The 22,833-nt window shown below is 71.1% G+C and carries 13 protein-coding genes and 1 other RNA gene; 10 read left to right on the top strand and 4 right to left on the bottom strand.

Features of this window, described 5'->3' with window-relative positions:
• Positions 1 to 14: 14 nt before the first annotated feature.
• The gene (locus CRP51_RS03475) at positions 15 to 1,061 is read left to right on the top strand and encodes a prenyltransferase/squalene oxidase repeat-containing protein (RefSeq protein ID WP_097229870.1); all 1,047 of its coding nucleotides are present in this window, start codon (positions 15 to 17) and stop codon (positions 1,059 to 1,061) included.
• Positions 1,062 to 1,198: 137 nt separating this feature from the next.
• On the opposite strand, the gene CRP51_RS03470 is transcribed toward CRP51_RS03475, so the two are convergent.
• From CRP51_RS03470 to CRP51_RS03460, 3 genes are all read right to left on the bottom strand, one after another.
• Positions 1,199 to 2,035, bottom strand: a complete 837-nt coding sequence (locus CRP51_RS03470; RefSeq protein WP_097229479.1) for a DUF5336 domain-containing protein — start codon at positions 2,033 to 2,035, stop codon at positions 1,199 to 1,201.
• Between the two features lie 173 nt (positions 2,036 to 2,208).
• A complete protein-coding gene (locus tag CRP51_RS03465; protein ID WP_245880388.1) occupies positions 2,209 to 2,811 on the bottom strand; it encodes a class I SAM-dependent methyltransferase in 603 nt (200 codons plus the stop codon).
• A gap of 176 nt (positions 2,812 to 2,987) precedes the next feature.
• The gene (locus tag CRP51_RS03460; RefSeq protein WP_097229477.1) at positions 2,988 to 4,472 is read right to left on the bottom strand and encodes a hypothetical protein; all 1,485 of its coding nucleotides are present in this window, start codon (positions 4,470 to 4,472) and stop codon (positions 2,988 to 2,990) included.
• Positions 4,473 to 4,919: 447 nt separating this feature from the next.
• Between CRP51_RS03460 and CRP51_RS03455 the strand changes: the two genes are divergently transcribed.
• Genes CRP51_RS03455 through CRP51_RS03445 form a run of 3 tightly spaced genes read left to right on the top strand, consistent with a single transcriptional unit; the run spans position 4,920 to position 7,667 of the window.
• Entirely contained in the window at positions 4,920 to 5,765 is an 846-nt protein-coding gene (locus CRP51_RS03455; protein ID WP_097229476.1) for a Nif3-like dinuclear metal center hexameric protein, read from the top strand.
• A complete protein-coding gene (locus CRP51_RS03450; RefSeq protein ID WP_212615830.1) occupies positions 5,762 to 6,505 on the top strand; it encodes a zinc ribbon domain-containing protein in 744 nt (247 codons plus the stop codon). The genes CRP51_RS03455 and CRP51_RS03450 overlap by 4 nt, the downstream gene beginning before the upstream one ends.
• 7 nt (positions 6,506 to 6,512) lie before the next feature.
• Positions 6,513 to 7,667, top strand: coding sequence for a bifunctional RNase H/acid phosphatase (locus CRP51_RS03445; RefSeq protein ID WP_097229475.1), 1,155 nt, complete (start codon positions 6,513 to 6,515; stop codon positions 7,665 to 7,667).
• Here CRP51_RS03445 and yaaA read toward each other — a convergent pair.
• Complete coding sequence (gene yaaA, locus CRP51_RS03440; RefSeq protein WP_097229474.1) at positions 7,654 to 8,439, bottom strand: peroxide stress protein YaaA; 786 nt, start codon at positions 8,437 to 8,439, stop codon at positions 7,654 to 7,656. The two genes, CRP51_RS03445 and yaaA, sit on opposite strands and share 14 nt — an antisense overlap.
• 63 nt (positions 8,440 to 8,502) lie before the next feature.
• Between yaaA and rnpB the strand changes: the two genes are divergently transcribed.
• The 6 genes from rnpB (at position 8,503) to CRP51_RS03415 (ending at position 22,747) form a co-directional block, all read left to right on the top strand.
• Positions 8,503 to 8,919: RNase P RNA component class A (rnpB, locus tag CRP51_RS03435), an RNA gene on the top strand.
• Between the two features lie 365 nt (positions 8,920 to 9,284).
• Positions 9,285 to 13,490 carry a LamG-like jellyroll fold domain-containing protein gene (locus CRP51_RS03430; protein WP_097229473.1) on the top strand — a complete coding sequence of 1,402 codons (4,206 nt, stop codon included), beginning with the start codon at positions 9,285 to 9,287 and terminating at the stop codon, positions 13,488 to 13,490.
• Positions 13,491 to 13,630: 140 nt separating this feature from the next.
• Positions 13,631 to 20,392, top strand: coding sequence for a polymorphic toxin-type HINT domain-containing protein (locus tag CRP51_RS03425; RefSeq protein WP_097229472.1), 6,762 nt, complete (start codon positions 13,631 to 13,633; stop codon positions 20,390 to 20,392).
• Positions 20,393 to 20,419: 27 nt separating this feature from the next.
• Positions 20,420 to 20,881, top strand: a complete 462-nt coding sequence (locus tag CRP51_RS28420; protein WP_141514535.1) for a hypothetical protein — start codon at positions 20,420 to 20,422, stop codon at positions 20,879 to 20,881.
• Between the two features lie 889 nt (positions 20,882 to 21,770).
• Positions 21,771 to 22,154, top strand: coding sequence for a CPCC family cysteine-rich protein (locus CRP51_RS03420; protein WP_097229471.1), 384 nt, complete (start codon positions 21,771 to 21,773; stop codon positions 22,152 to 22,154).
• Between the two features lie 95 nt (positions 22,155 to 22,249).
• Positions 22,250 to 22,747 carry a transposase gene (locus CRP51_RS03415; protein ID WP_342749009.1) on the top strand — a complete coding sequence of 166 codons (498 nt, stop codon included), beginning with the start codon at positions 22,250 to 22,252 and terminating at the stop codon, positions 22,745 to 22,747.
• Positions 22,748 to 22,833: the final 86 nt, after the last annotated feature.

Genomic DNA, 22,833 nt, shown 5'->3' with positions numbered 1-22,833 from the left:
TCGCGCTGCCCGGCGTGCTGACCGCGCACGAGGCCCGCGCGACCGTCGACTGGATCGCCGCCAGGCAGCGCCCGGACGGCGCCATCCCCTGGTTCGACGGCCACCACCTCGACCCCTGGGACCACGTCGAGGCCGCCATGGCGCTGGACACCGCCGGCGAACACGCGCGCGCCGCCGCCGCCTACCACTGGCTGGCCGACCACCAGAACGCCGACGGCTCCTGGTACGCCGCCTACGCCGAGGGAGATCCCGGGCGCCCCACCGACCTGGGCCGGGAGAGCAACTTCTGCGCCTACCCGGCGGTCGGCGTGCTCCACCACCACCTGGCCACCGGGGACGACGCGTTCCTGCGACGGATGTGGCCGACGGTGCGGGCGGCCGTCGCGTTCGTCCTCGGGCTGCAACGGGACGGCGGCCAGCTCGGCTGGCGGCGCGAGGCGAACGGCCAGGCGGTGCCGGACGCGCTGCTGACCGGCTCGGCCTCCGGTTACCAGGCGCTGCGCTGCGCGCTGGCGCTGGCCGAGCGCGTCGGCGAGGCGCAGCCCGACTGGGAGGTCGCGACCGGCCGGCTCGGCCACGCGGTGCGCGCGCACCCGGAGTTGTTCCTCGACAAGTCCCGCTACTCCATGGACTGGTACTACCCGGTGCTGGCCGGCGCGGTGCGCGGCGAGGCGGCGGCGGAACGGCTCGCGGCGCGCTGGGACGAGTTCGTGGTGCCCGGGTTCGGGGTGCGCTGCGTCCGGGAGAACCCGTGGGTCACCGGCGGGGAGAGCGCGGAACTGGCCCTCGCCCTCTGGTCCGTCGGCCAGGAGGAGCGCGCGGTCGAGATCCTGCGCGCCATCGGCCGGCTGCGCGCCTCCGACGGGCGCTACTGGACCGGCTATGTCTACGCGGACGACGCGTACTGGCCGGTGGAGCACACCACCTGGACGGCGGGCTCGGTGCTGCTGGCCGTCGCGGCGCTCCTCGGCGACCCGCCGACCACCGCCGTCTTCGGCGGCCACGGCCTGCCGGAGGGCCTGGAGCCGGACTGCCGGACCTGCCGCGACCGCCACGCCTGATGTGTTCGGACGCGACCGCCGCGTTCGGGTGCGGCACACGCGTCCGAACGCGAGACGGCGGTGGCCCCACCCGACTCCCGTGTCTGGGAGCTCCCGGTGGGGCCACCGCCGTTGCCGACCGTCCTCGGTCCCGCGCGTCAGCCGCGCTGGATGCCCGAGGTGTCCTGGAGCACGCCGCGCCGCCCGTCCTGGGTCTGCGCCACCAGCTGCTGGCCGCGCTGCTCGACCGCCAGGTACCAGGTGCCGGGGGCCAGCTCGGCGACCGGCGTCGGCGAGCCGTCCTCGCCGTACAGCGGCCGGGCGGCCGGCACGGCGAACCAGAACGGCTGGAAGTTCGGGTCCGGCGCGGCGGCACCCGGCTGCGGGGTGGCGGGGCCACCCGGCTGCGGCTGCTGCTGCTGCGGGGCGGGCTGGCCGTAGCCGCCCGGCTGCGGCGGCTGCTGCTGCTGGGCGCCGGGGTAGCCGTAGCCCTGCTGCTGCATCCCGCCGTACGGGGCGCCGGGGGCACCCGGGGCGCCCGGCTGGCTCGGGGTGGAGCTGGTCAACGGCGCCTGGAGCGCGGGCACCATCGGGGTGGCGGCGGCCAGGCCGGCCAGCGCGAGGGCGGCGAGGGTGCCGAGGATCAGCCCGATGCCGTTGTCGAGCCCCTCGGGCCCGCCGATCAGCGACCAGAGAGCGGCCCACGCCGAGGTCACCGAGAGGGCGATGCCCCACTGGTTGAGCTTCAGCCCGAGGAACTCCTTGTCGGCGACCGGCTGCGCCATGAAGCGGGAGCCCACGATGAGCCCGGCGCCGATGATGCCGGCCAGGAAGACCGAGGGCAGCAGCGGGAAGAAGTCGGCCGACCAGGCGTTCTCCGAGGCGGAATAGCCTTGCTGTTCAAAGGTGCGGGCGTCGAGGAACGAGAAGATCAAGAGCAGGACCGCTGCTCCGATCACTCCGGCGTCGCCTCGGGAGAGGGAGCGGTTGTTCACGTCAGATCCTTAGTCGTTCTCGTCATCTTGGTCGTTTCGGTCGGGCCGGGCCCGCCCATCGTACGGATGAACCGGGACCGGGGTGTCCGGGAGGGGTTTCCTGTTTCCCAGGCGACACGCTTGTGATGCTGTTGTGACCTGTCGGGGTGTTTCGCCGTGCGCGGCCCGCCTGTTCAGTGCCCGGGGGCGACCCGTCTGAGCACGCGCAGCGAGCGCTCCCGGCCGACCTCGGCGAACGCGCCGCTGGCCAGGGCCCGGGTCCACAGGTGGTAGGGCGCCTGGCCGCCGTCCGCCGGGTCGGGGAACACGTCGTGGATCACCAGCAGCCCGCCGACGGCGAGTGAGGGCACCCAGCCGTCGTAGTCCGCCCGCGCGTGCTCCTCGGTGTGGCCGCCGTCGACGAAGACCAGACCGAAGAGGCCGCCGCCGTTGCCGCCGAAGGCCCGTGCCACCACGGGGGAGGCGCCGACCGCGGCGACCACGTGCGGCTCCAGTCCCGAGGCGGCCAGCGTCCGGCGGAAGTGCGGCAGGGTGTCCATCCGGTCGGGGCGCTCGGGGTCGACCAGCTCGGGGTCGGAGTACTCCTGACCCGGCTGCTGTTCCTCGCTGCCCCGGTGGTGGTCCACGGTGACGACGACGGTGCCGACGGCGCGCGCGGCGTCGGCCAGCAGCAGGGTGGAACGCCCGCAGTAGCTGCCGATCTCCAGCAGCGGCAGGCCGAGCCCGGCGGCCTCGACGGCGGCGGCGTGCAACGCCAGCCCCTCGTCCCGGGGCATGAAGCCCCTGGCCGCCTCGAAGGCGGCGAGCACCTCCGGCGCGGGCTCACGCACCCCGCCCACGTCCTCGCCCACGTCCTCTTCCCCCTGTGGCACCTGTGTCCGAACCTCCCACATGCTGCCCCATCGCCCCACCCGACCCGCAAGGGGGGCCGGGTGGAGCGCGTCGCCCGTCCTCAGCGGGTGCGGGCCAACGGCGCCTCCTGGAGCGGCACCGGCCGGGTCACCCCGGTCGGCGCCGAGGTCTCGACCGGCGGGGCGGCCGGGCCCGTCGCCTCGATCCTGGGCGGCGGCGCGTCGGCCTCCTCGGCGTCGTCCCCGGAGGGCGCGAACTCCGTCGCCCCGGGCGCGGGTTCCGGCTGGGGCGCCGGGCGGGGCGGCACGTCCTCACGGGGGGTGGCCGGGGCGTGCGACTCGTTGCCTGGCGCCGGCTCGTGCAGCGGCTCGGCCTCGACGGCGCGTTCCACCGGCTCGGGCCCCGGCTCGGGCTCCGGCGCGTTCCCCGGCGCCCGCGCCGGCTCGGGCGCCGGGGCGTGGACCGGCGCGGGCGCCGTCGCCGTCCCGGTCGTCGCCACGGTCTCCGCCGTCGTTTCCGCCGCGGTCTCCGGCACCGTCTCCACGGGCACGGGCACGGGCGCGGGAGCCGGTGCGGGGACCCTGACCGGCCCCGGCGCCAACGGAACGGGCACGGTGGCCACCCCGCACGGCACCTGCGGGGTGACGTACGGCAGCAGCAGATCGCCGTGGACCGTCAGCCGCCCGGTCCCCGCCAACCAGCCGGCCGGCGCCGCCAGATGGCTCAACTCCCTCTGCTGCGGCCGCCACACCGCCACCCACTCGGCGTCCGCCGTGGTCATCCGCAGGGCGACGCCGCACTGCTCCGGCATTAGCACCTGCCCCGGCTGCACCGCGAACGGCGCCATCCGCACCCCCGGCTGGTGCAGGCTCTCCGGGAAGCGCACCGGCCGATGGCTGCCCAGCACGCCCCAGCCGATCCGTTCGCTGCCCGGCGCGTCCGAGAGCACCAGCAGCAGCCCGCTGTCGTGGTCCGCCAGCAGCAGCCGGTCGTCGCTGTCCTCCGCGATCCGCAGCAACTCCGTCGGCTCGCCGCCGTGTTCGACGTCCACCGTGACCGCTCGGGTCCGCCCGGAGGCGTCGACGCGGTTGACCGCGAGCAGCCGACCCGCGCCGTCCAGCCACGCCCCGCCAGAACAGCCGCCGGCGATCACCGTCACCAACTCGGGCCCGAACGCGCCCCCGCACACCAGCCAGAGCGCCGTCCCGCCCCCCTCACCCGGCTGCGGCGCGAGCGCGTAGACGCGCGCCCCGTCGGGCGCCGGCGGCAGCAGCGTGAGCCGCTCGCACTCCACGGCACCCAGCGCCAACTCACCCGTGTCCGGCGTCGAGGGGTACAGCAGCGAGAAGTGGTAACGCCCCTCCGTGCGGCGCCCGATGAGCACCCGCCCGTCGGCCAGCGGCACCAGCGGACTGTCCCGCTCCTCCGGCTGCGCCGCCGGCAGCAGCACCGCGTACGGCTCCGGGCTGTCCAACGTCCAGCGCTCCGGGCACCAGCCGCCCTGGCCACGGGCGACCAGTCGCGCCGCGTAGGAGCCGTCGGCCGCGATGGTCAACGGCCCCGGCCCCTGGGCCTGGCCCATCATCCGTTGCTCACCTCCGTCTGGAGCGGTCCGACCGTCCGGTCCCGTCCGGTCGGCGACGGCGCGCGCCGAACGGAAGCCGGTGTCACGCGCGCCGCGCGCACCCTCGACGGTAGGGCCGATCGCCCGGCCCGCCACGGGACTTGCCGCATCACGCCGCCACCGGCGCCCCGGGCGGCGGCCTCACCAGCGCGTTCGGTTCTCACACTCACGAGGGATCGACATCCGTCACCGTTGACCTCACCCCCGGGGCCCGGGACCCCGGGGCGCGTTCCCCTCGCTCCCCGCCCCCCGTGCGCCGCCGCCCGGCACCCCGCCCGGGCCGCCCCCGCGGCGGCCGAGGGCGCCCAACCCCCTCGCCCCCGGCCCCCGTCGGGCCCGTGTCCCGGGCTCGGGGGCCAACCTCGCGGAGGCGGTTTCCCGAGGCCGCGAGGCAGGTAGCCTGGGCGCGTGCCCGTACTCTCCGATGTGATCACCACGCTCGACACCCTATGGCCCCGCGCCTGGGCCGAGCAGTGGGACGCCGTGGGCCTGGTCTGCGGAGACCCGGACGCCGAGGTCGCCCGCGTGCTCTTCGCCGTCGACCCCGTCCAGGAGGTCGCCGAGGAGGCGGTCGCCACCGGCGCCCAACTGCTGGTGACCCACCACCCGCTCTATCTGCGCGGCACCACCACCGTCGCCGCCGACACCTTCAAGGGCCGCTTCGTGCACACCCTGATCCGCCACGGGATCGCGCTGCACGTCGCCCACACCAACGCCGACCGCGCCGACCCCGGTGTCTCCGACGCCCTGGCCGACGCCCTCGGGCTGCGGGTCACCGGCCCCCTGGTCCCCGCCCCCGACGACCCCGCCGGCCGGCGCGGCCTGGGCCGAATCGCCGAGCCCGAGGCCCCGTTGACCCTGCGCGCCCTCGGCGAGCTGGCCGCGGCCCGACTGCCCGGCACCGCCCAGGGCATCCGTGTCTCCGGCGACCCCGACCGCCTCGTCCGCACCGTCGCCGTCTGCGGCGGCTCCGGCGACAGCCTCTTCGCCGAGGTCCGCGCCGCGGGCGTGGACGCCTTCCTCACCGCCGACCTGCGTCACCACCCCGCGTCCGAGGCCACGGAGCACTCCCCGTTGGCGCTGCTGGACGCCGCGCACTGGGCCACCGAGTGGCCCTGGTGCCAGCAGGCGGCGGCCCAACTCGACGCCGCCTCCGAGCGGCATGGCTGGGGTCTGCGCACCGAGGTATCGCGCCTGGTGACGGACCCCTGGACCGTCCAACTCCCTTCGTCCACCCCAGGAGCCCCGAACTGAACGCCGCGCCCGCCGACCAGCTGCGTCTGCTGGACGTCCAGGCTCTGGACCTCCGGCTCACCCAGCTCGCCCACCGCCGTGACCACCTCCCCGAGCACGCGGAGATCCGCACGGTCGAGAGCCAGATCGTCCAGCAGCGCGACCTGCTGGTGGCCGCCCAGACCGAGGAGGGTGACACCGCGCGCGAGCAGACCAAGGCCGAGCAGGACGTCGACCAGGTCCGCCAGCGCGCCGCCCGCGACCAGCAGCGCCTGGACTCCGGACAGGTCACCAACCCCAGGGACCTGGAGTCGCTCCAGAGCGAGATCGCCTCCCTCGCCAAGCGCCAGGACGACCTGGAGACCGTCGTCCTGGAGATCATGGAACGCCACGAGAGCGCCCAGGCCCGCGCCAAGGAGCTGGCCGCCGCCCTCGAAGGACTCCAGAACGTCGCCGCCGAGGTCGTCACCCGCAGGGACGCCGCGCTCGCCGAGATCGACGCCGAGGTCGCCGCCGTCCGCTCCGACCGTTCCGTCACGGTCGAGGCGGTCCCCGCCGACCTGCTCAAGCTCTACGAGAAGCTGCGCGAGCAGCAGGGCGGCGTCGGCGCCGCCCGGCTCTACCAGCGCCGTTGCGAGGGCTGCCGCCTGGAGCTGAACATCACGGAGCTGAACGAGGTGCGCGCCGCCGCCCCCGATACCGTGGTGCGCTGCGAGAACTGCCGCCGCATCCTGGTCCGCACCCCCGACTCGGGGCTGTGAGCGGCCGATGACGCGGGAGCTGGTGATCGAGGCCGACGGCGGCTCGCGGGGCAACCCGGGCCCGGCCGGCTACGGCGCCGTGGTCAGGGACGCGGGCAACGGCCAGGTGCTGGCCGAGACCGCCGCCTACATCGGCACGGCGACCAACAACGTCGCCGAGTACCGGGGCCTGATCGCCGGACTGCGCGCCGCCCACGCCCTGGCGCCCGACGCGGCGGTGCGGGTGCGGATGGACTCCAAGCTGGTGGTCGAGCAGATGTCGGGCCGCTGGCGGATCAAGCACCCCGACATGAAGCCGCTGGCCCTGGAGGCCCAGAAGATCTACCCGCCGGGCGCGGTGCGCTTCGAGTGGATCCCCCGGGAGCGCAACAAGCACGCCGACCGGCTCGCCAACGAGGCGATGGACGCCGGCCGCCGGGGCGAGGAGTGGCGTCCGGGCGAGCCGTCCCCGGCCGCCGAGGCCACCGCCGAGCCGCCGTCCCAGGAGCCGGACACCGCCTCGACGGCCCGCGGCTGGGGCCCCTCGACGGGCACCCCGACCACCCTGCTGCTGCTGCGCCACGGCGAGACGGCGTTCACCGCGGAGAAGCGGTTCTCCGGCAGCGGTGGGCCCGACCCCGAGCTGACCGACGTCGGCCACGCCCAGGCCGCCTCGGCCGCCGCCGCCCTGGAGGGCGTCGGCCTCGGCGCCGTCGTCACCTCACCGCTGCGGCGCTGCCGGCAGACGGCGGCGGCCGTCGCCGAACGCCTCGGGCTCGACGTGCGCGTCGAGGAGGGGCTGCGGGAGACGGACTTCGGTGCCTGGGAGGGGCTGACGTTCGAGGAGGTCAGGCAGCGCCACCCGGAGGAGCTGCGGGCCTGGCTCGAGTCGGCCGACGCCTATCCGACGGGCGGCGGCGAGAGCTTCGCGAAGGTGGCCCGCAGGGTCGCCGTCGCCAGGGACAAGACGCTCGCCCGCTTCGCCGGCCGCACCGTGCTGGCGGTGACCCACGTCACGCCGGTCAAGACGCTGCTGCGGCTCGCGCTGGGCGCGCCGCCGGCCGCGATGTTCCGCATGGAGCTGTCACCGGCCGCCCTGAGCGAGATCGGCTACTACCCGGACGGCAACGCGACGGTGCGCCGGTTCAACGACACGGCGCACCTCGGCGTCACACCTCGCTGACCACCACGTCCAGCCGGCCGGGCGCGGCGTCGTCGGCCTCCACCCGGTAGCCGAGCTCCCGCAGCGCGTCGGCGACCCGGTCGGCCCGGCGCGGCAGCGGGCCGGCCTCCAACAGGTCGCGGACCAGCCGGCCCTTGGTGGCCTTGTTGAAGTGGCTCACCACCGAACGCTTCGGCACGCCGCCCACCAGCCGTTCCTGGAGCACCCGCACGGTCAGCGTGCGCGCCGCCAGCTCGCCCGAGGGGCGCCACAGCGCCGCGTAGGCGGCGGACCGCAGGTCCAACACGGGCCCGGAGCCCGCCACTTCAGGCAGGGCCTCGCCCAGGGGTCCCTTCCAGTGGCCGGCCAGCGGGCCGATCCCCGGCAGCCGCACGCCGCCGGAGCAGCGGTAGGCGGGGATCCGGTCGTTGATCCGCAGCACGCCCCACAGCCCGGAGAAGACCAGCAACGCCTTCCCCGCGCGCCGCTTCGCCGCCGGGCTCAACGTGGCCAGGCCGAGCGCGTCGTAGAGCACCCCGGTGTAGACGGCCCCCGCGGGGGCGGTGGGCGCTGTCCGCAGCGCGGCGTTCCTGGCGACCTCGGCGGACTGGCCCTCGCTGAGGCCCAGCACCTCCCTGGCCTTCACCGGGTCGCCCGCGCACAGCTCGACCAACTCGTCCACGACCCGGGCCCTGGCCTCGTCCAACTCCGGCAGCGCGAGCGACCCCCACGCCAGCGGCCGGCCCCTGAGCCCGTCGGCCTTGCCCTCCGAGGGCGGCAACAGCACCAACATGCCCCGCAGCGTACGCGGTCGGGGGACGGAGGCCGGCCGAGGTAGGGTTGTCCACACGGCGGACGAGCCGGCCGGGCGGTCGCGTTGGTGCCCCTACCAGGGCCCCACCGAGGAACGTCCGGGCTCCACAGGGCAGGGTGGTAGGTAACGCCTACCTGGGGTGACCCACGGGACAGTGCCACAGAAAGCAGACCGCCGGGACCGCGCGAGCGGGACCCGGTAAGGGTGAAACGGTGGTGTAAGAGACCACCAGCGCCCAGGGTGACCTGGGCGGCTCGGTAAACCCCACCCGGAGCAAGGTCAAGAAGGGACCGTCCTCGGACGGCCCCGCGTGAACGCCTGAGGGCTGCCCGCCCGAGGTTCACGGGTAGACCGCTTGAGGGTGATGGCGACATCACCCCTAGATGGATGACCGCCACCCGGCGCGCACCCACGGGCACGCACCGGGAACAGGACCCGGCGTACAGGCCGACTCGTCCGCCGCCTCCCTCTTCCCCCAGGTGGGACGCGGCGCGCCTGCGGCGTAGCGCGGCTCCACCCGGCGCATCGCCATGTGGTCCGCCCGCGGCGGGTACGCGAGCGGATTCGCGCGGCAGCTGACGCGCAGTCAGAGAGCCGCGCAAACATGACATAGATCACTCAGTGGATACTTCCCGTGTTCGCCCTTTGTCTCGAATGCCCGTTCGTCTCACCCTGTTCGGATCGCGCTGCGTCGCCTTAGGGTGACCGCTGGTCACGCGTGTGTGTGACTTGTGGAGGGGGTTCGAAAGTTGCGCAGGAGGGGGAACCCGTGTGTGTCACGACGCGTGACACGGGGCGGGGTAGCTCAGCTCGTCATCGGCGTCATGGTGGCCGGTCTGCTGCCGGCCACGGTGCTCGCGGTCGCGACGGAGGCGGCGGCCGAGCCGGCCGCTACGGAGACCGGGGAATCCGATCCGACCGTTCCGGAGGCGTCCGCCGAGGCGTTGGCACTGGCCGAGGCCCGGGAGTCTGGCGAGAGCGTCGAGGTGGAGTCGCTGCGGGGCGAAACCAGCGAGGTGTTCGCCACGCCTGAGGGGGACCTGGAGGCGCTGGAGTACCTGAGGCCGGTGTGGGCGCGTGTCGCTGGTGAATGGCAGCCGGTGGACACGGAGTTGGTGCTGCGTGACGACGGTTCCGTCGGTCCTCGGGCGGCCACCGCGCAGTTGACGTTCTCCGGTGGCGGCGCCGGTCCCCTGGTCGAGTTGGAACGCGGTGGACGGGCGCTGGCGCTGAGCTGGTCGGGAGAGTTGCCGGCCCCCGAGCTGTCGGGGGACACGGCGGTCTACCACGACGTGCTGCCGGACGTGGACCTTCGACTGGCCGCCCAGGCCGACGGGTTCAGCCAGCTGATCGTGGTCAACTCCGCCGAGGCGGCCGCCGATCCGGCGTTGGAGGAGCTGCGGCTGAGGCTGCGCGCCACGAACGTGGTAGTCGAGGTGACGGAGGAGGGCGGAGTCCAGGCGCTGGACGCGAACGCCGACACCCCCGTCTTCGAGGCACCCGTACCGCTGATGTGGGACTCCAGCTCCGGCGGCGGGGACACCGAGGGGCGCGTCGAGGCGGACGAGGACGAGGCAGCGGCCGTCGGCCCGCCGGGGGCGGGCGAGTCCAGCAACCTCGGCCACGTGGGCGCCGAGGTCGACAACGTGGAGGAGACGCTCACGTTGACCCCCGACGAGGAGGTGCTGCGGGGAGAGGAGACCGTCTACCCGGTCTACATCGACCCGCAGTGGCACAGCCCCCGTTCCTCGGCGTGGACGATGGTCTCGCGGTACTGGGCCGGCTCGCCGCAGTGGAAGTTCAACGGGGACTCCAACGCGGGGATGGGGTACTGCGGTTGGGCCACCTGTATGCCGCAGGACGTCAAGCGGTTGATGTACCGCCTTCCCACCTCGAAGTTCGCCGGTACCCGCATCACGTCCGCCGAGTTCGTGGTCCGCAACGTGCACTCCGCGTCCTGCACCCCGCAGAACGTGGAGCTGTGGCGTACCCGGGGCATCAGCGCCAACACCACCTGGAACAGCCAGAACAACAGCTCCTTCTGGGCGGAGCGCATGCGTACGGAATCCTTCTCCTACGGCTATCAGGGGTGCGCGGCGGCCGACGCCGAGTTCGACGTACGGTCTGCCGTGCAGTCCGCGGCGGACAACGGCACCGCGTCGCTGACCTTCGGGCTGCGGGCCGCCAACGAGTCGGAGCGGCTCACCTGGAAACGCTTCTCCGACCGGGCCCACCTGCGGGTGCTCTACAACCGCGTCCCGCCCCGGATCAAGCCGTCCCAGCTGGTCATGGAGTACGGCGGTGCTTGCAAGCCGGCGGACCGCGCGGCCGACGTGCGCACGCTGGGGCAGATACACGCCAACAACGTGACCGACCCCGACGGCGACCAGGTCGCGGTGGAGTTCGCCGCCCGATGGGACAGCGGCGACGGCCAGGGCAACGCGGTGCGTTGGGAGTCGGGGTTGAGCACGGCGAAACGCTCGGGCTCCGCCTTCTCGGCGCGGTTGCCCGGCAGCGTCCCTTCGGACGTTCCCGTCCAGTGGTTGGCGCGTTCGTACGACGGCTCCGCCTACAGCCCCTGGTCGAGCAGCGGCGGCGGGCACGCCTGCCACTTCGTCCACAACGTGTCGGTGCCGCAGGGGCCCGCCGTCTCCTCCCCGTTCTATCCGGCCTCCGACCCGTCCGACCCCTCGGACCCCTGGCACCGGGGCACGGGCCACTACGGCGAGTTCACCCTCGACGCCGTCGATGACGACGTGGACCGCTACTGGTACGGACTGAACGGCGACCCGCTGCCCCAGAACGAGGTGGCGACGACCGACGGCGGCCCTCGGATCGTGGACCTGGTCCCCGAGCGCCCCGGGCTGCACTTCGTCACCGCACAGGCGGTCGACCGGGCGGGGAACATCTCGGAGATCACCTCCTACCAGTTCCGGGTCCAGGCCGGCGGTCCACCGAGAGCGAGTTGGCCGCTCGACGACGCCACCGGCGCGGAGGAGGCAGCCGGTGCGGTGCCCGACCGGTGGGCGACGGTTCACGGCGGGGCGACGCTGGGAGGTGAGGGGGCCGTCGGGACGGCGTTGGAGCTGGACGGCGACACCGGCTATCTGTCGACGGACGGGCCGATCCTCGACACCAACCGCGCCTTCTCCGTCTCCGCCTGGGTGAAGCTCGATCGGAAGCCTACGAGTGCGGCGGTGATCGCGACCCAGGCCGGCACGCACCGACCGGGATTCGAGCTGTACTACTCGGCGGCGCAGGACAGTTGGGCGTTCAACCAGTACCGGGCCGACGCTCCGGACGACAACCGCACCGCCCGGGTGCTGGCCGCGGACGTGGAGGTGGTGGCCGGCGAGTGGACTCACCTGGTCGGCTCCTACGACCCCGGGGGCGGACAACTGCGGCTGTTCGTGAACGGCGAGTTGGCCGGCGCCACGGCCTACTCCGCCGCGTGGAACGCCCGGGGCCCGGTGCAGATCGGCGCGGGACGCTCGGACGACCAGATCAGGTCCCCGTTCCCGGGCGCGATCGACGAGGTCCAGATCTTCGACCTCTACATGGCGTCCCCCACCTCGCACGTGGCCCGGCTCTTCAACAAGGAGCGCCTCCACACCAGCGGTCGCCCGGCTGTGGCGCTGCTCGCGCTGGACGAGGCCGCCGGTGAGCGGCGGGTTTCGGCGGGCTCCGACGTGCTGGGCGCCGCGACGCGAGGCGGGGTCGAGTTCGGGGTACCGGGTGTGCACGGCCAGGCGGTGCGGTTCGACGGCACCAGCGGTTTCGGCGCCACCGGCACCGCGATGGTCAACACCGGCCGCAACTTCGCCGTATCCGCCTGGGCGCGGCTCGACCGGCTGCCGGACGGCGACGCCGTGGTGGCCACCCAGACCGGCACGGAGAAGCCCGGCTTCGAGCTGTACTACTCGGGGGCGCACGGGCGTTGGGGCTTCAACCAGTACAGCGACAACGCGGCCGACGCGACTCCGGTCGCCGTTCTCCAGCCGGACGGTGAGTCGGCGACGGCCGAGGAATGGGTCCATCTGGTGGGGGTGCACGACTCCTACGAGGGGACGCTGACGCTCTACGTCAACGGCGAGCCGGCGGGCAGCGTCCCCTGGGAGACCCCGTTCCACGCCAATCAGCGCGTCCAGATCGGCGCGGGGCAGCAGGGCGGGACCGTGGGCTCGTTCTTTCCGGGGGCGATCGACGACGTGCGGCTCTTCGACCGGGTGCTGACCGCGTACGAGGCGTGGCAGCTCTACCATCAGGCGCCGATCGTCCGTGCTCGTTGGCAGCTGGACCAGTTGGAGGCGGGGGACGCGGTGTCCTCGCCCGACGCCACGCCGTTCGGAAACGACCTGTTTCTGTGGGGCGGCGCGGGGGTGAGCCCCGGTTTCGTCGACGACGCCTCGCTCTATGTGGACGGCGGCGGCGGTTACGCCTACGTGCCGGAGGTGCCGATCGACACCTCGCTGAGCTTCACCGTGAGTGGTTTCGCCCGCGCCGCGTCGCCGCCGCGGGGCGCGGCCTCGGTGCTCAGCGCCGTCGGCCAGCGGGAGAGCGCCTTCGCCGTGCGATGGGTGCCCGATGGAGAACAGGAGGGATTCGGGCGCTGGGAGGTCAGCCTGGCCGACCGGGACCAGGCCGGCGCCGTGCAGACGAGGGTGTCCCACCAGCGCCTGTACGACGTGCGCGACTGGCGCCATCTGGCGCTGGTCTACGACGGGTTCGCCGCCGAGGCGCGCCTGTACGTGGACGGGGAGTTGGAGGAGCTGACCTGCTCCGACGACGCGGCGGAGAGTTGCGTGCCCGGAGAGTCCTGGGCACCCAACGTCTTCCCCTTCGAGGCGGGCAGCACTCTGCACGTCGGCCGGTCCCTCTCCGGCGGGGTGTGGCGCGAGGCGTGGCCCGGCGCGATCGATGACGTGTGGGCCGTGCAGGGTGCGTTGGCGCCCGAGCAGATACGTGAGTTGAGCCTGGGCCGACGCGACGCTCCGAGCGTCGTGCCGCCGCTCGCGGCTCCCGAGGAGTGACAGCACCACCCCGAAGGCTGCCCGGCGCGAGCCGGGCAGCCCTCCGTACTGCCTCATCCCGTGTTGTGAGTCGTCGAGGAGATGCTCAGGTGAAGGGCTTTGCGAGGTCGCGGCGTGGCAGCGGCTCCCCGTCTCGGCAGGTGTCGCTGTCGCTGGCGCTGCTGATGGTGGCGTCGCTGCTCCAGGCCGCGGCCATGCCGACCGCGGCCGCCCAGACCGGCGGTGCGCCCCCGGTCCCGGACGCGGAGGAGGCGGTGCCGGGGACCGACGGCCTGTCCGTCCTGCCGAGGCCGGAGAATCACGAGATACCGCCGCCGCCCGACCCGTCGGCGGACCGGCCGGAGCCCTCCGTGGTCGAGGTGCCACTGCCCGGCGGATCGGGGGAGGCGTTCTCCCTGCCCGTCGAGGAGTCGGCGGTGCGGCTGACGGCGCCTACGGTGGCCGCGCTGCCCCGGGAAGCTGGGCGGGCGGCGCCGACCGCCACGGTCGAGACCTTCGACGACGACGCGGCCGAGGCGGCCGGCGTCGACGGCGTCCTGCTCGGCGTGACGATTCCCGACGAGAGCGGCGGCGAGTGGGGGGCCAGCCCGTTGGCACCGGAAGCCCTCGGGCAGATCGGCGTCGAGCTGGACTACGCCGCGTTCGCCGACGCCTACGGCGGCAACTACGGCTCCCGGCTGACGTTCGTCCGACTCCCGGCCTGTGCCCTGGAGGAGCCCGAGAAGGCGGAGTGCCGGGAGCGGCAGCCGGTCCGCTCGGTCAACGACACCGAACAGCGGACGTTGACCGCCCCCGACATGGCCCCGGAGCCGGGGGAGCCCCTGGTGCTCGCGGCGGTGGCGGCGGACGAGGGCGAGCAGGGCGACCACACGGCGTCCCCGCTTTCGCCGTCGGCGAGTTGGGAGGTCGGTCTCAACACGGGTGACTTCACCTGGTCGTATCCGCTGTCGGCCCCCGACGTACCGGGCGGCCTGGTGCCCGAGCTGTCCCTCGACTACGCGGCGGTGGCCGTCGACGGTCGCACCGGCGGCACCAACAACCAGGGCTCCTGGGCGGGCGACGGCTTCGACTTCGGGGCCGGGTTCATCGAGCGCCGCTACATCCCCTGCGCAGAGGAGGGCGTGGAGAACGAGGACGGGTTCGAGGTCGGCGACCTGTGCTGGGACTACGACAACGCGGTCCTCTCACTGGGCGGCGGTGCCAGTGAACTGGTCCCCGACGGCACCGACACCTGGCGGCTGCCGCAGGACGACGGCACCGTCGTCGAGCGGCTGACCGGCACCAGCCGTGGCAACGGAGCCCGCGACGACGAGCACTGGCGGGTCACCGACCCGGAGGGGACCGAGTACTACTTCGGCTACCACCGGCTGCCCGGCTGGAGCAGCGGCGACGCGACCACCGACTCCACCTGGACCGTTCCCGTCTACGGCGACGATGCCGGTGACCCCTGCTACCAGTCGGCGACCGAGGACGCCTGGTGCCAGCAGGCGTGGCGTTGGAACCTCGACTACGTCGTCGACGCGCGTGGCAACGCCATGGCCTACTTCTACGACGAGGAGGAGAACTCCTACGGCCGGTTCCTCGACGAGACCAACAACACCCGCTACACCCGCGGTGGTGTGCTCGACCGCATCGAGTACGGCCACGACGGCGACGACCTCTACGCCGGCCAGCCGATGGGCCGGGTCAGGTTCACCAACGAGGAGCGCTGCCTGCCCGGCGGCGGCGCCGACTGCTCGGACATCGACGCCAATCCGCAGTACTGGTACGACACCCCCTGGGACCTGAACTGCGACACCGCCGAGGACTGCGACGCCGGCCGGCTGTCCCCCACCTTCTGGACCACCAAGCGGCTCGCCCGGGTCACCACCGAGATCCACACCGGCGGCGCGTGGAGGTCCGTGGACTCCTGGGAGTTGACCCACCGTTGGGGAACGGCGGACGTCGACTACCAGTTGCTGCTGGCCAGCGTGCAACGCACGGGTCACACCGCCGCCGAGCCCGTGTCGCTGCCGCCGGTGACCTTCGGCTACACCCAGCTGGTCAACCGGCTGGACGAAACGGGCGACGGCCGCGCCCCGTTCGTCAAGGGGCGGCTCTCCTCGATCGCCGACGAGGCCGGCGGCCAGATCGACGTCGGATACTCCGACCCGGTCTGCGAAACGGACGCGCTCCCCACCCCGCACACCAACACCACCCGCTGCTTCCCCCAGTACCTCGGCAACGGGCCCGACCAGGACCCGGACCTGGAGTGGTTCCACAAATACGTCACCACCGACGTGACACTCACCGACCGCACGGGTGGCGCACCCGACCAGGTCACCACCTACGACTACCGGGGCGGCGCGGCCTGGCACTACAACGATGACGGCCTCGTTCCGGACGACGAGAAGACCTGGTCCCAGTGGCGCGGCTACGGGCACGTCCGCGTCCAGACGGGCGGCCAGACCGAGAAGTCCAGCCAATCCGACTCCTACTTCCTGCGCGGGATGCACGGCGACCGCGCCGCTCCCTCCGGCGGCACCCGCACGGTCTCCGTCGAACTGGAGGCGGGGGAGGGCGACCCGATCACCGACCACGAGTCGGCGGCCGGCTTCCTCTACCGCACCGTGGACTTCGACGGGCCGGACGGGAAGGTGCTGGCCAAGACCGTCTCCCGCCCCTGGCACCACGAGACCGCCAGCGAGAGCCACGCGTGGGGCGATCTGACCGCCCATCACACCGGTATCGCTCGCGAGACGACGTTCGTCTCGCTCGACCAGGGCGCGGGAGAGGAGTGGCGCACCAGCCGGCGTGACCACACCTACGACACCGTGGCGGGGCGTCTCACCCGGACTCACGACCACGGTGATCTCGCGGACGACGCGGACGACCGCTGCACCCGCGTCGAGTTCCCGCCGGGCGATCTGCTGACCCTGCCCAGTCGTGTGGAGACCGTCGCCGTCGGCTGCTCCGCGACCCCCGACCGCGCGACCCAGGTGATCTCCGACGACCGACGCGCCTACGACGGCCTCGACTACGGCCAGGCTCCCACCGTCGGCGACGCCACCGCCCGGGCGGAACTCACGGGGCACGACGGCACCACGGCCACCTACCGCGAAAGCGGAGCCACCTTCGACTCCTACGGCCGGCCGCTGACCGTTACCGACCTGGCCGCCGACGTCACCGCCACCGGCTCCACCCTCACCCGCACGGCGCGGGACGACGGCCGCACGGTCACCACCGCCTACGAGCCGTCCACGGGCATCCCCGCCACTCTCACCGAGACCTCACCTCCGGCCGACCCGGACGACCCCGACACCGCACAGACCAGCGTCACCCGAGTCGACCCGCTCCGCGGCCTGCCGGTGCGGACCACCGACACCAACGACCGGGAGACCGTCCTCGCGCACGACGCGTTGGGCCGTTCCAGCCATGTCTGGCTGCCCGACCGCGACCCGGAGGACACACCGTCCCTTCAGTTCGACTACCGCTTCGCGGACGGCTCCCCGGTCGCGGTGCGTACCCGCACCATCGGCGTGGACGGCGGACAGGACTCCTCCTACGTCCTGTACGACGGCTTCCTTCGCGAGCGCCAGACCCAGAACCCGGGCCCCGAGGACGGGCGGCTGCTCACGGACACCTTCTACGACGAACGCGGTCTGGTCCGCCAGACGTTCGCCTCCTACTACACCCTCGGCGCTCCCCACCACCAGATATTCCAGCCCGACGACGCCGTGGGCGTGGAGACCCAGACCCGCCACCTCCACGACGGGTTGGGCCGGGAGACCGAACGACGACTCATGGCCGGCAGCGGAGACGGTGGTGAGGTACTCGGGGTCACCGAGACCCACTACTTCGGGGATCGCACCACCGTCATCCCGCCCGAGGGCGACACGGCCACCACCACGCTCTTCGACGCCAGGGAACGCACCACCGAGCTGCGCCAGCACCACGAGCGCGCCCTGGACGCCGCGTTCGACGCCACCCGCTACGCCTACACCGCGCGCGGAGAACTGGCCCGCGTCACCGACCCCGCCGGGAACGAATGGTCCTACGACTACGACCAGTTGGGGCGCCGCACCCACACCCACGACCCGGACGCCGGCACCACCATCTCCACCTATGACGACCGCGACCAACTCACCACCCGCACCGACGCCCGCGAAGCGACGCTCACTTACCGCTATGACGGTCTCGGTCGCCGCACCGCGCTCCTCGACGGCCAGGGCGAAATGCTCGCCGACTGGGAGTACGACACCCTGCCCCGCGCCCAAGGGCAGCTGGCCGCGGCCACCCGCTATCACGACGGCGAGGCGTACACCTCCCGCGTCCTGGAATACGACGCGCTCTACCGGACGCTCCGCAGCGAGATGACCATCCCGGACTCTGAGGGCGCCCTCGCCGGCTCCTACGAGACCGCCACCGCCTACGCCGCATCGGGCCTGCCCGAGTCCCACAGCTACCCGGCGGCCGGCGGCCTGGGCGCGTTGACCCTGGAACCCCGCTACGAGGAGGGGACGCGCCGCCAGATCGGGCTGGACGGTTCGCAGGGGCTCTCCACCCAGACGACCTACAGCCTCACCGGCAAGCCCCTGCAGTTCGCGTTGAAGCACCACCGTGCCTTCGACGAGGCCGTCTGGGCCACCAACACCTACGAGTGGGGCACCCAGCGCCTCAAGACCGCCCGCATCGACCGGTTCGCGATGTCCGGGGTCGACCGTTTCGAGACGTATTCCTACGACCAGGCGGGCAACGTCCTGTCCGTCAACGACACCTCGCGCGACGGCACCGACAACCAGTGCTTCCAGTACGACCATCTGCGTCGGTTGACCGAGGCGTGGACACAGGACACGGCGGAGTGCGCCGGTGATCCGGCGGACGCCACGATCGCCGGCACCGAGCCCTACCACCACTCCTACACCTACGACCTGGCCGGCAACCGGCTGACCGAGACCCTCCACGAGCAGGACACCACCCGCACCTACGCCTACCCGGAGGCGGGCGGGCCCCAGCCGCACACCCTCACCTCCGTCGTGGACGAGGCGCCCGGCGTGCGTTCGCTGGAGGAATACGGCTACGACGCGGCCGGCAACACGGTCAGCCGACAGGTCGGCGGCGACACCCAGGAGTTGACCTGGAACGACGAGGGACGCCTGACGGAGGTGACCGACGCCGACGGCGCGAGAACGGAGTACGTCTACGACGCCGACGGCAGCCGCCTCATCGGCCGCACGCCCACGGAGACCACCCTCTACCTCGGCCACACCGAGGTCGTCCTCCCGACCGGAGCCTCCGCCGCCCAGGCGACCCGCTACGTGGACGCCGGCGGTGGACACATGGTCATCTTCGAGAACAACGGCGACCTCTCCTACACCCTGGCGGACCACCACGGCACCGGCCAGATAGCCGTCGACGCCCGATCGTTGGCCATGGAACAGCGCCGGACCCTGCCGTTCGGCGCCATCCGCGGCCCCACCCCGAACGACTGGCCCGGCACCAGGGGCTTCGTCGGCGGCACCTCCGACACCTCCACCGGGCTGACACATCTGGGCGCCAGGGAGTACGACCCGGCGACCGGCCGTTTCATCTCCCTCGACCCGGTCATGGACCTCACCGACCCACAGCAGATCCACGGCTACACCTACGCCAACAACAACCCGCTGACGTACTCGGACCCGACCGGCCTGTTCTTCGGGGACCTTGTCCGCGGCATCAAGAACGCGGTCCACAAGGTCGTCAAGGGGGCCCGAAGCAGCGCCAGCCGTGCTCTTTGGAGTCCGCGTAGCGCCTCCAACGCCTCATACAGCTCAAGCTCCTGGCACGCGTCACACAGTGGCTCAGCCACCTCAGGTTCCTTCCAACAGGTCTCCCGGTCCCAGCTTGCCGCTCTTCCGATCAATCCGTTGGCGCCGATCGTCGACCCGCTTCTGGACGCCAAGGAAAACCTTGTCGAAATGGGCCAGTCCGCAGTGGAGTTGTTCCTTCCGGACCCTGGTGCGCTGCTCGATGACTGCCAGGAAAGCTTGCTGACGTGCGCCATGGGGCTGGTCATGGAGGCCCCTCAGGGCAAAGGGCTAAAGTTCGTCGACCGCCTCCTGGAGAACGCGTCCGAACTGGGCACGACATTGCGCCGCAACGTGGGCGACGCGTGTAACAGCTTCGTGGCCGGCACCCACGTCCTGATGGCCGACGGCACCACCCGCCCCATCGAGGACCTCCGCATCGGCGACATGGTCTTGGCCACCGACCCGGAGACCGGCGAGACCAGCCCGCGTACCGTCACCGCCGAGATCACCAGCACCGGAACCAAGCACCTCACCGCCCTCACCCTCGCCACCGAGAACGGCCCCACCACCCTCACCGCCACCGACGCACACCCCTTCTGGAACCAGACCACCCGCGCCTGGACCGACGCCGCAGAGTTGACGGCCGGCACCCAACTCACCGCCCCCGACGGCACCACGGCCACCGTCACCACCCTCACCCAGCACACCCGAGCCAGCACGGTCCACAACCTCACGGTCGAGGGACTGCACACGTACTATGTGCTGGCGGGACAGACTCCGGTGCTCGTTCACAATTCGAGTGGAATCTGCGGAACTGCGGCGCTGGAGAACGGGGACTGGCAGCATATTCTGGACCGTCACCGGCCCGGTGGCGCGCTGGTCGACGACGAGGCGGGTATCTTCATCGGCAAGGAGAAGAAGGTCCGTCAGAGGATTGCTGACACCATCAATCGTGGCACTCCCAAGCCGAACACGCCAGACCCTGCTACTGGCGCAGCGCGGCCCGGCCAGATATACGAATGGGACTTCGGTGACACCATCGGCAGGGCTGGTCCGGCAAACGGGGGCGGATCCTTGACTAGGATCCGTGTGATCGTGAATGACGGAAGAGTCGTGACCGCCTTCCCGTTCTAGGTGAGAGAGTTCCTACAAGGAGAAACCATGATTCATCTTTCCTTCTCTCTCCCAGACCCGGGTTCACCCTGGCGGAAGACCTGGGAGGGGGCCAAGCAGGGCGATCCTGCAGGTCTCGCAGAGGTTGACCTTCGTTACAAGTACTTCGGTGTCAATGTCGAGATGCTCGTAGATAACGTGGATGTGATCTCAAAGCGAAGATTTGTGACGCTCGTGGATCTGGCCCTTGCGCTTTCTCATGTGAAGAGGCGTATCTCATCAGGAGAAGATGCGGCGTTCGGTTTCACAGAGAGCGAAGAGGTTATCCATCTGCATCGCGATAGCGATCTAATTGTCTTGACCTCATCGAAACAGCTCTGGCGGCTTACTGTCGAGCATGAAGAGCTCGCGAGTGTTTTCTCCAGCTTTCTTCGAGAGGCGCATTCGCGTCTGACTTCAGAAATCCCTGGATTGGCTATTAATCCGGTGATTCAGAAAATTCTGCCGTAATAGCTCGGACTGTTCTCGAGGCGAATGTAGAGTGGCCGGAATTTGATGTATCGGCATCTGTTTCTGCGTGCGGTGCGATGCTCGAGTCAAAGGATGTTGCTGTGCTGGAGTATCGAAGTCAAATACGTGACTTCGAAGCATACGCGAATGACCAAATGGATGTCCCCTTGGAGATTGTCGTGCGTCCGGGAGGCGGAACGAGAATTCCGCAAACGGGAGGCTTGGTCGACGCTATCGACCAAGGGCGAATCATCGTAACGCCGCTGGATGAACTATGAAAAACGACCGACTCAAATTGGAACTCGTCTTCGATCGAGCGCTCGTCGATGGCTACGAATGCGACATCCTCCCGGTGTTTGCCCGCGCCCTGAGGCGCTCGGCACCGCAGTGGAGTTCTCGCGTACTCGTGTGGAGTCCCAATCCCAGGGAACGTGAATTCATCGACCTCGATAAGGAGGCGGAAAGCGGCTCAAGTGCGCTCCGCAGCCAGGTTCGGAACCGCACGCGATGGGTGGGGGTTCTGCTGGTGAATACCATGCTGTGCCTGGGTGTTGGCAGGTGTACCCGACGCGCATGAGTCGGGGTGAAAGTTTCTCGACTCCAGGTCTTTCTTTCCTGTGGTTGGGGTATGGATGGTGATTGTCGACGGGTGTAATGATGTCGCGCTGAAGACGTCGGGGTTTACCGTTGTGGATTCGCTCCTCATGCTTGTTCAGTTGCGTCGTGAAAATCTCTCTCGGCGCATCGATCGTGGGAACTTTACGGGCTCACGACGTGATCAACGCCAGAAGTGTGCGAGGGGCAGTGGAGCTGTCCTGCAGTTTCTCCGACGTGGTTTCGGTGATTTCCCTGGGTATTTTGATAAGCGGCCGGAGGTGGTCATCCCGTAATGGTGTTTCGTGACGTCGTATCCCCCTGCCCGTGTTGCGGTTATCTCGTCCACCTGGAACCGCCAGGGTCATCAATGATTTGCCCGATCTGCTACTGGGAGGATGACCTTCTGCAGTTGCGTTGGCCGCTATATGCTGGCGGGGCGAACAGGGTAACCCTAGCGGATGCTCAGCGGAACTACCTGGGTCTCGGTGTCAGCGATAGGTGCTTCAGCGATCTGGTTAGGGCTCCAAGGGAGACTGAAGTGCAGGATGCAGGATTTAGAGTTGTAGATCTTGAGCGAGACAACTTCGAGCTTACGTTTGTGCAACAGGCGCCGTGGCCCAGTGATCGAACGGCGCTCTATTGGTGGCGGCCCCATTTCTGGCGCATAGGTATTTGACGGTGTGCCCGAAACGTCCGTGGGTCGGTGTGAGAATTCCTCGGCTTCGGTTCTTTCTTCCTGGGAGCGGGACAGGCTTGGCTTGCAGCAAGACGATGATCCTCATCCGGTCTCAGGTGTTGGCGATGAAGATGAAGAGGTGGCAGAGGTCCGGCTGCGGACAACGGCGAAGCGCTCTTCGCCGATCAGGTCGGCGTTCGGTCAGACCAGGTCACCGGCCGCGCCTGGGGCGCCAAGGGACAGACTCCAGTCGTCCGCCGCACTGGGAAACGGTTCTCCGTGAACGCGATGTCCACCTGGTCGTCGACCGGCACTCGGCTCACCGCTCGAAGAGCGTCTGGGCTTGGCTCGCCGACCACGAGGACCGGGTCGAACCGCACTTCCTGCCCCCGTACTCACCCGAACTCAACCCGGATGAACTGGTCAACGCAGACCTCAAGCACAGCCTGCCGAGACAGCACCGAGCCAGGAATCAGGCCGAACTCGCCGCCGAGACCCGCCGCTTCTTCCGCAGACGCCTGCGTCAACCGCACATCATCCGCGGCTACTTCGGCGGCCCCACGGTCCGTTACGTCCTGAACGGGAACCCATGAGTTTCTGATCAATAGACCACGACGCCCTGCCCCGCCGCTACGCGGCGGAGGCGCCGGAGCGGGAGATGGCGGAGCGGGTCACCGGA

It is taken from the genome of Streptomyces zhaozhouensis (assembly GCF_900230195.1).
GTDB lineage: Bacteria > Actinomycetota > Actinomycetes > Streptomycetales > Streptomycetaceae > Streptomyces > Streptomyces zhaozhouensis.
The sequence above is the reverse complement of the archived record's forward strand: the minus strand, read 5'-3'. Positions and strand labels throughout refer to the sequence as shown.

Coding starts and splice junctions, on each gene's coding strand:
- CRP51_RS03465 (WP_245880388.1), bottom strand. CDS start 2,811: ATGCCCCGGGACGAGGGGCTGGCGTTGCACGCCGCCGCCGTCGAGGCC.
- CRP51_RS03460 (WP_097229477.1), bottom strand. CDS start 4,472: ATGATGGGCCAGGCCCAGGGGCCGGGGCCGTTGACCATCGCGGCCGAC.
- CRP51_RS03445 (WP_097229475.1), top strand. CDS start 6,513: ATGACGCGGGAGCTGGTGATCGAGGCCGACGGCGGCTCGCGGGGCAAC.
- yaaA (WP_097229474.1), bottom strand. CDS start 8,439: ATGTTGGTGCTGTTGCCGCCCTCGGAGGGCAAGGCCGACGGGCTCAGG.
- CRP51_RS03430 (WP_097229473.1), top strand. CDS start 9,285: ATGGTGGCCGGTCTGCTGCCGGCCACGGTGCTCGCGGTCGCGACGGAG.
- CRP51_RS28420 (WP_141514535.1), top strand. CDS start 20,420: ATGATTCATCTTTCCTTCTCTCTCCCAGACCCGGGTTCACCCTGGCGG.
- CRP51_RS03420 (WP_097229471.1), top strand. CDS start 21,771: ATGGTGTTTCGTGACGTCGTATCCCCCTGCCCGTGTTGCGGTTATCTC.
- CRP51_RS03415 (WP_342749009.1), top strand. CDS start 22,250: ATGATCCTCATCCGGTCTCAGGTGTTGGCGATGAAGATGAAGAGGTGG.